Genomic DNA, 8,305 nt, shown 5'->3' on the forward strand with positions numbered 1-8,305 from the left:
CCAGCCTCGGGGGCGGGTTCACGCTGTCGCCCGACGGGGACGCGGCCGTGCTGGCCCAGGCCGGGCTCGCACCGGGCGACGTGCTGCTGGCGGTCAATGGCCAACCCCTCAACCTCGCCCGGCTGCCGCGGTTGGCCAGCGAGCTGGAAGGCCGCCGCGAGGTCGAGATCCGCTACCGCCGCGACGGCCAGTTACACACCACACTGTTGAAGGCGCCACGATGATCCGTCGCTCCACCGGCGCCCTGCTCGCGCTTGCCCTCGCCCTGCAACCGGCCCACCCGGCAATCGCCCAGGCGGCGGGCACCGACGCGCCACAGGCGTTCAACGTGCGCAACGCCGACCTGCGTGCCTTCATCGAGGACGTGGCGCGGGCGACCGATACCACCTTCATCGTCGATCCCGGCGTGCAGGGCACGGTGAACTACACCAACGACCAGCCGCTCGGCCAGTCGGAGCTGCTCGGCGTGCTGTTGACGATCCTCCGCGCCAACGGCCTGGTGGCGGTCCCCGCGGGGCCGGGGACCTATCGGGTGGTGCCCGACGACACCGCGGCGCAGCAGCCCCGCACCGCCGGCGCGGGAACGCTCGGATTCGCCACCGAGGTCATCGCATTGCGCCAGGTCGACGCGCGGATCGCGGCCGAGACCATCAAGCCGCTGGTCGGCCGCGGTGGCGTGGTGATCGCCACGCCGCAGGGCAACAGCCTGCTGGTGGCCGACTACGCCGACAACCTGCGACGCATCCGCGCCCTGATCGCGCAGATCGACACCGACCGCGCCAGCATCGACACCGTGACCCTGCGCAACAGCTCCGCGCGCGAGATCGCCGCCACCATCAACGGCCTGTTCGGCGGCGGCGGAATCGAGGGCGGAAGCTCGGCCGCCCTGTCGGTGCTGCCGGTGGAAAGCAGCAACTCTATCGTTGTGCGCGGCGACCCGGCGCGCGTCGGCCGGGTCGTGCAGATGATCCTCGAGCTCGACCGGCGCGCCGAGAGCACGGGCGACGTGCAGGTGGTGATGCTGCAGCACGCCAGCGCCGAACAGCTGTTGCCGGTACTGCAGCAGCTGGTCGGCCAGCCCGCGGCCGCCGAGGCGGGCGCAGCCACGGCGGTGGCGGCATCGGCCGGCGGCGAGCAGGCGCAGGTGATCGCCACGACCCCGGGCAAGCGGCCCACCATCGTCCGCGCGCCGGGCCAGAACGCGCTGATCATCAACGCCGACCCCGAGACCCAGCGCACGCTGGTCGAGGTGATCCGGCAGCTGGACGTACGCCGCCAGCAGGTGCTGGTGGAGGCGATCGTTGTGGAGATCTCCGACGACGCGGCACGCGAGCTCGGCGTACAGATCGCCGCCGCCAACCGGAGGGGCGTTCCGTTCGGCACCACCCAGTTCCGCCGCTCGGGCCCGGGCATCACCGAGTTGGCCGGCGCTGCACTGATCGACGACGGGGACGATTCCGACCTCGCCGAAACCGCACGCAACGCGGCACTGCAGTCGCTGCTCGGCCTCACCGGTGGCCTGGCGGGGATAGCCGGCAGCGCGGGCGATACGCTGTTCGGCCTGGTGATCAACGCGGTCAAGCGCGACAACGGCTCCAACCTGCTGTCGACGCCGTCGATCATGACGCTCGACAACGAGCCGGCGCGGATCCTGGTCGGCCAGGAAGTGCCGGTGACGTCAGGCGAGGTGCTGGGCGACAGCAACGCCAACCCGTTCCGCACCATCGAACGGCAGGACGTAGGCATCCAGCTGGAGGTCACGCCGCAGATCAACGCCGGCGGCGGCATCACCCTGCAGCTGCGGCAGGAGGTGTCCTCGATCGCCGGCCCGGTGTCGGCCAACTTCAGCGAGCTGATCCTCAACAAGCGCGAGGTGGAGACCCGCGTGCTGGTCGACAACGGCGCGATCGTGGTCCTGGGCGGCCTGCTCGACCAGGCCGACCGGAACTCGGTCGACAAGGTGCCGCTGCTCGGCGACATCCCGCTGCTGGGCAACCTGTTCCGCTCGACCGCGCGGTCGCGCAGCAAGACCAACCTGATGGTGTTCATCCGCCCCACGATCGTCGGCGGTCCGGTGGATGCCCAGCGGGTGACGGCGCCACGTTACGACTACATGCGCGGTGCGCAGCTCCAGCTCGACGGCGGCCGGTCACGCGAGGCCGCGCTGGACGTGCTGGTGCGCGACTACCTGCGCACGCAGCCGCCGGTGGCGCCACCGGCACCGGCGGCTTCCGGAACTCAGGCGCCTGCAACGGCGCCCCTGCCCGTCCCATGAGCACCGTCGCGGCCCGCCTGCCCTATGCGTTCGCCAAGCGGCACGGCGTGCTGTTGCTCGATGCTGACACCCCCGGCGACGCCGACGGCAGTACCGGGGTCGCGCTGCGCGAAGGCAGCGAGCCGACCGCACTGCTTGAAGTGCGGCGGGTCCTGGGGCGTCCGCTCTCGGTGCGGTCGATGAAGCGCGCCGCGTTCGACCGCATGCTGTCGGAGGTCTACGCCGACGCCGGCCTCGGCGGTGCCGGCACGGTCGATGCGCTCGACGCGCACGGTAGCCTGGACTCGCTGGTGGAAGACATCCCCGCGACCGCCGACCTGCTCGAGAACCAGGACGACGCGCCGATCATCCGGCTGATCAACGGCATCATCGCCGAGGGCGCGCGGCTGGGCGCGTCCGACATCCACATCGAGCCGTTCGAATCGACCCTGCGGGTGCGCCTGCGGGTGGATGGCGTGATGCGGGAGGCCGCCAGCCTGCCGAGCCGGATCGCCCCGCTGCTGGTGTCGCGGGTCAAGGTGATGGCGCGGCTGGACATCGCCGAGAAGCGCATTCCGCAGGATGGCCGCATCTCGGTGGCCATGGGCGCCAAGGCGCTGGACGTGCGCGTGTCCACCCTGCCCGCCCGCGGCGGCGAACGCGTGGTGCTGCGCATCCTCGACAAGGACCAGGGCACGCTCACGCTGGAGCAACTGGGCATGCCGGCGCCGGTCGGTGCGGCATACGCCCGGGCGTTGCACGTGCCCAACGGCATCGTGCTGGTCACCGGGCCGACCGGCTCGGGCAAGACCACAACGCTGTACGCGGGACTGTCCTCGCTCAACGACGGCAGCCGCAACATCCTCACCGTCGAGGACCCGGTCGAGTACGCCATCGACGGCGTCGGCCAGACCCAGGTCAACACCAAGGTGGGTATGACCTTCGCCGCCGGCCTGCGCGCGATCCTGCGGCAGGACCCGGACGTGGTGATGGTCGGCGAGATCCGAGACCCGGAGACCGCGCAGATCGCGGTACAGGCGAGCCTGACCGGCCACCTCGTCCTCTCCACCGTGCACACCAACGACGCCGTCGGTGCGATCACCCGACTCAGGGACATGGGCATGGAGCCGTTCCTGCTGGCCTCCACCGTACGGCTGGTGCTGGCGCAGCGGCTGGTGCGGCGGATCTGCCCGCACTGCCGCGCACCGCGGGGACCCGATGCACTCGGCCGACAGGTGATGGGCGCCGCGTATGGCGGCCCGATGTACCAGGCCGCCGGCTGCCCGTCCTGCAACCACACCGGCTACGCCGGTCGGCTGGGCATCTACGAAGCGGTGGTGGTCGACGACACCCTGCGCCGGCTGATTGGCGACAACGCCGACGAGGACACCTTGGCGCGCGCGGCGTTTGCCAGTGCAGCGACGCTGGCGGCGTCGGCCCGCGCCGCGGTAGCGCGCGGTGAAACCACTCCCGAGGAAGCGCTGCGCGTGACGCGCCAGCACGACGCACCCATCGCCACGCTGCCCGCGGAAGCCGCACGCCATGCCGGCGTTTGACTATGCCGCGCTGGATGCCCGTGGTGTCACCCGCCACGGCGTGATTGATGCGCCCGGGCCGGCCGAGGCCCGCGAGCAGCTCGCCCGCCGCCGGCTGGTGCCGGTGCGGATCGACCCGGCCGGTGCCACGGTCGATTCCGGCCGGACCGGGCTGCTTGAACGCTTCAGTGCAAAGGACCTGGCGCTTGTCACCCGCCAGCTGTCCACGCTGGCCGCGGCGATGACCCTGGAGGAAGCGCTGCGGACCGTCGGCGCACAGGCTGAAAAACGTGCCGTGCGGCGTGTCCTGGCCGCCACCCACGCGCACGTACTCGAAGGGTTCCGGCTGTCCGAGGCGATGGCGCGCCAGGGCAGCGCGTTTCCGCCGCTGTACAGGGCGATGGTCGCCGCGGGCGAAGGCTCCGGCGCCCTGCCCGACATCCTGGAGCGACTGGCCGACCTGCTCGAGCGCGAACAGCAGGTCCGCGGCAAGCTCGTCACCGCGCTGGTGTACCCGGCCGCGCTGGCACTCACCGCCGTCGCGGTGGTGGTCGCGCTGATGGCTTTCGTTGTCCCGAAGGTGGTCGAACAGTTCGATTCGATGGGACGCGAGCTGCCCCTGCTGACCCGGGTAGTGATCGGTATATCGGACCTGATGGCGGCCTGGGGCCTGCCGGTGGTGTTGCTGCTGGCGATCGGCGTGGTCGCCTTCAGCCGGTTGCTGCGCCGGCCATCGTTCCGACACCGCGTCGACGCCACGGTGCTGCGCCTGCCGCTGCTGGGTCGGCTGGTGCGCGACGTCCACGCCGCACGGATGGCACGGACGCTTTCGATCATGGTCGGCAGCGGCCTGCCGATGTTGGAAGGCCTGGCCATCACCGCACGCACCGTGCACAACCGCGTGCTGCGTGGGGCGACCGACCGGATGGTCGCGTCGATCCGCGAAGGCGGCAGCCTGTCGGGCGCCATGCGCCGCGCCGGGGTGTTCCCGCCCACCCTGCTCTACATGACCACCAGCGGCGAGGACAGCGGCCGGCTGGGGCCGATGCTCGAGCGCGCGGCCGACTACCTGGAGCGCGAGTTCAACACCTTCACGACGGTGGCGATGAGCCTGCTGGAGCCACTGATCATCGTCGTGCTGGGCGGCGTGGTCGCGGTGATCGTGCTCGCCATCCTGCTGCCGATCCTGCAGTTCAACTCCCTGGTCCTTGGTTGAGGAAACCCCATGCGCGCACTTCCCCGCACGACCCGCCCTGCACGCGGCCGGCACGCCGGCTTCACCCTGGTCGAATTGATGGTGGTCATCGTCATCATCGGCCTGCTGGCCACGGTGGTGATGGTCAACGTGATGCCGAGCCAGGACCGCGCGATGGTCGAAAAGGCACGCGCCGACGTGTCGGTGCTCGAACAGGCGGTCGAGACCTATCGGCTGGAGAACCTGGCTTACCCGCGCACCGCGGACGGGCTGGATGCACTGTTGCGCGCGCCGGCCGGGCTCGCGCGGCCGGAGCGCTACCGCAGGGGCGGCTACGTGCGGCGCCTGCCGGCCGACCCGTGGGGCAACCCCTATCAGTACCGCCAGCCCGGCCGCAAAGGCGCGTTCGACATCTTCTCGTTCGGAGCCGACGGCGCCGAAGGTGGCGACGGCGACAACGCCGACATCGGCAACTGGCACTGACCGCCGATGCAGCCCCCTGCCCGACCACGTCGGACATCGCGCGCGCCGGGGTTCACCCTGGTGGAGCTGATGGTGGTGCTGGTGATCCTCGGTCTGGCCGGGGTCGCCGTGGTGCTGACCGCGCCCGGAGACGAGCGGCAACTCGCACGCGAAGCCGACACGCTCGCGGCGCGGCTGGTGCGCGCGCAGGAGGAGGCGATCCTCACGACGCGCGCAGTGCGGGTCACGGTCGACCCGGAGGGCTACGCATTCTCGCGGCAGAACTTCGGCGGCTGGCAACCGTTGCAGGACGGCCCGTTCGGCGTGACCACCTGGCACGAAGGGACGGTGCTGGCGGCATCGGGCCCCGATGGGCAAACCACCTTCCGCTTCGACCCGACCGGAGCGGTCGAGGGCGGCGAAGTGCTCCTGCGACGCGAGGGTGGCGCCGTGCGGGTCAGGCTCGATGACGCCGGGGGCGTGCAGGTCGATGCGGCGCGTTGACGCCCGTTGGCCCGGCGGCGTTGCGGGATTCTCGCTGATCGAACTGCTGGTCGCCGTTTCGGTTTTCAGCCTGACCGTGCTGGCCCTGCTCAACCTGGCAGGGGAGAACACCCGCAGCGCGGTGGTGATCGAGCAACAGGTGCTGGCCGGGGTGGTCGCCGACAACCGTGCAGTGGAGGCGATGCTGGCCACGCCGGCGCAACTGGCGTCAGCGGTCGATGGTGGCGAGGTCACGCTCGGCGACCGCGCCTGGCGCTGGACGCGCAGGGTGGCGGCAACCGAGGTCGATGCCATGGTCCGGATTGACGTCGCGGTCATGCCGGCCGACGAGGACCGCGTCGCCGCAGAAGCGACCCTGTACCGGGAGGCCCCATGACGCCTGCGCCGACGGCCGGGTTCACCCTGGTCGAAATGCTGGTCGCGCTGCTGATCTTCGCCCTGCTGTCGGCGGTCGGGGTCGGGGTGATGGCCTACGCCGCCGACAACCAGGGCGTGGTGCAGGCGCGGATGGACCGGCTGGGCGAATTCCAGCGCGCGCGCGGACTGCTGCAGGCCGACCTGGGACAGGCCGCGGTGCGGCGGGTCCGCGGCCGCGACGGGGTGGCGGCACGCAACGCGTTCGTGGGAAGCACCACCGGCGCGATGGATCCGGCTGCGCCGCTGCTGGCGCTGGTGCGGCGCGGCTGGGAAAACCCGGACGGCGAACCACGGGCGTCGCTGCAGTATGTCGAATACCGGCTGGTCGACGGGCAACTGGAGCGCAGCGCGCGGACGGCACTGGACGGCGCGCCCGCACTGGCACCGCAGGTGCTGCTGACGGGTATCGAGTCCGCCGCGGTCGCCTACCACTACCGCGGCCAATGGAGCCGCGGCTGGCCGGGCGGTGCCGGCGCCATGCCCGACGCGGTCCGGCTGGAGCTCGAACTGACCGGCCTGGGCCGCATCGAGCAACTGTTCCTGCTGCCGGTGGCCGGGGCATGAGCTGGCCCGGCCACGCCCGTCGTGACGCGGCGACTGCCGGCAGTCAGCGCGGCGTCGCGCTGCTGACGGTGCTGTTGCTGGTCGCGGTGATGGCGGTGCTGGTGACCAGCGTGCTCGATGACATTCGGTTCGGGCTGCGGCGGGCGTCCAACGCACAAGCCATGGCTCAAGCACGCTGGCGCGCGTTGGGCGCCGAAACCCTGGCGAAGGTCCGGATCGAGCACCTGGCGCGCGCCGGCACGCGGGCCCCGCCGGTCGGTGAGTGGAACGGCCGGCCGCTGGTGTTCCCGACCGGCAGCGGCCTGGTGCAGGCCCGCCTGAGCGATGCGACCACGTGCTTCAATCTCAACAGCGTGGTCGAGGGCGCGCCCGAGCTGTGGCAGCGCCGCGATGCCGGCGCCCGCCAGTTCCATGCCCTGCTGCGCGCGCTCGGGGTTCCGGACCACCGCGCCGCACGCCTCGTGGACGCCCTGGTCGACTGGATCGACGCCGATGGCGCGCCCGGCGCGCAGGGCGCCGAGGACGCACGGTACGCACTGCGCTCGCCCGGCTACCGCACCGCCGGCACCCTGCTCGCCGAGCCCAGCGAACTGCGGGCGGTCGAGGGGTTCGACGCCGCGTTGTACGAGCAACTGCGGCCGCATGTCTGTGCACTGCCGACCGACGCGCCGTCGCCCACCAACCTCAATGCACTGGATGACGGGGACGCCGTGTTGCTGGTGATGCTCAGCGAGNGCACGGTACGCACTGCGCTCGCCCGGCTACCGCACCGCCGGCACCCTGCTCGCCGAGCCCAGCGAACTGCGGGCGGTCGAGGGGTTCGACGCCGCGTTGTACGAGCAACTGCGGCCGCATGTCTGTGCACTGCCGACCGACGCGCCGTCGCCCACCAACCTCAATGCACTGGATGACGGGGACGCCGTGTTGCTGGTGATGCTCAGCGAGGGCCGGTTGTCCGCCCAATCGGCGCGGCAGGTGCTGCGTGCCCGCCCACCGGGCGGTTGGCGCGATGTCGCCGACTTCCGCCGCCAACCGCTGCTGGCCGCGCTGGACCTGGCCGATGCCGCGCTGGCACCGCTGGCCGTGCAGACCCGTTTCTTCGCCCTGGACGTGCGCGTCGAACACGACGGCGCGCAGTTCGTCTCGAGCGCACTTTTCGAACTCGATGCCGGCCACGCACGACTGCTGGCACGCCGCTGGACCCTGCCGGAATGACGACCACGCTGCCCACCCTCCAACTGATGCTGCTGCCACGCGACCGCTCCGCCACGCCGTTACTGCTGGACATCGACCGGGACGGGCGGGTGCTCGCGCCGGCCGCGCATGACCGGCCGACCGGGCTCCCGCGCCGCGTCCTGGCCGTGCCCGGCGCCG

At 71.6% G+C, this 8,305-nt stretch carries 9 protein-coding genes and 1 pseudogene; all 10 read left to right on the forward strand.

Annotated elements, in window-relative coordinates; genetic code table 11:
* The coding region (locus ACKVMH_RS11475; protein ID WP_412700384.1) for a PDZ domain-containing protein at positions 1-224 on the forward strand (224 nt) is incomplete at its 5' end.
* The gene (gene gspD, locus ACKVMH_RS11480; protein ID WP_412700385.1) at positions 221-2,275 is read left to right on the forward strand and encodes a type II secretion system secretin GspD; all 2,055 of its coding nucleotides are present in this window, start codon (positions 221-223) and stop codon (positions 2,273-2,275) included. The genes ACKVMH_RS11475 and gspD, both read left to right, overlap by 4 nt.
* Entirely contained in the window at positions 2,272-3,810 is a 1,539-nt protein-coding gene (gene gspE, locus ACKVMH_RS11485; RefSeq protein WP_412700386.1) for a type II secretion system ATPase GspE, read from the forward strand. Before gspD ends, gspE begins: the two co-directional genes overlap by 4 nt.
* On the forward strand, positions 3,797-5,005 hold the full coding sequence (gspF, locus tag ACKVMH_RS11490) for a type II secretion system inner membrane protein GspF (RefSeq protein ID WP_412700387.1): 1,209 nt from the start codon (positions 3,797-3,799) through the stop codon (positions 5,003-5,005). The genes gspE and gspF overlap by 14 nt, the downstream gene beginning before the upstream one ends.
* A gap of 9 nt (positions 5,006-5,014) precedes the next feature.
* The gene (gene gspG / locus ACKVMH_RS11495; RefSeq protein WP_412700388.1) at positions 5,015-5,467 is read left to right on the forward strand and encodes a type II secretion system major pseudopilin GspG; all 453 of its coding nucleotides are present in this window, start codon (positions 5,015-5,017) and stop codon (positions 5,465-5,467) included.
* Between the two features lie 6 nt (positions 5,468-5,473).
* Positions 5,474-5,950, forward strand: a complete 477-nt coding sequence (locus tag ACKVMH_RS11500) for a GspH/FimT family pseudopilin (protein ID WP_412700389.1) — start codon at positions 5,474-5,476, stop codon at positions 5,948-5,950.
* Positions 5,937-6,326 (forward strand): type II secretion system minor pseudopilin GspI, encoded by a 390-nt coding sequence (gene gspI, locus ACKVMH_RS11505; RefSeq protein WP_412700390.1) that lies wholly within the window; start codon positions 5,937-5,939, stop codon positions 6,324-6,326. Before ACKVMH_RS11500 ends, gspI begins: the two co-directional genes overlap by 14 nt.
* Positions 6,323-6,931, forward strand: coding sequence for a type II secretion system minor pseudopilin GspJ (gspJ, locus tag ACKVMH_RS11510; protein WP_412700391.1), 609 nt, complete (start codon positions 6,323-6,325; stop codon positions 6,929-6,931). Before gspI ends, gspJ begins: the two co-directional genes overlap by 4 nt.
* Positions 6,928-7,686, forward strand: a pseudogene (gspK, locus tag ACKVMH_RS11515) (type II secretion system minor pseudopilin GspK); the annotation flags it as partial. The gene gspJ and the pseudogene gspK, both read left to right, overlap by 4 nt.
* A 166-nt stretch (positions 7,687-7,852) precedes the next feature.
* The gene (locus ACKVMH_RS11520; protein WP_413840894.1) at positions 7,853-8,146 is read left to right on the forward strand and encodes a type II secretion system protein GspK; all 294 of its coding nucleotides are present in this window, start codon (positions 7,853-7,855) and stop codon (positions 8,144-8,146) included.
* Positions 8,147-8,305: the final 159 nt, after the last annotated feature.

It is taken from the genome of Lysobacter zhanggongensis (genome assembly GCF_046638635.1).
Classification (GTDB): Bacteria; Pseudomonadota; Gammaproteobacteria; order Xanthomonadales; family Xanthomonadaceae; genus Novilysobacter; species Novilysobacter luteus.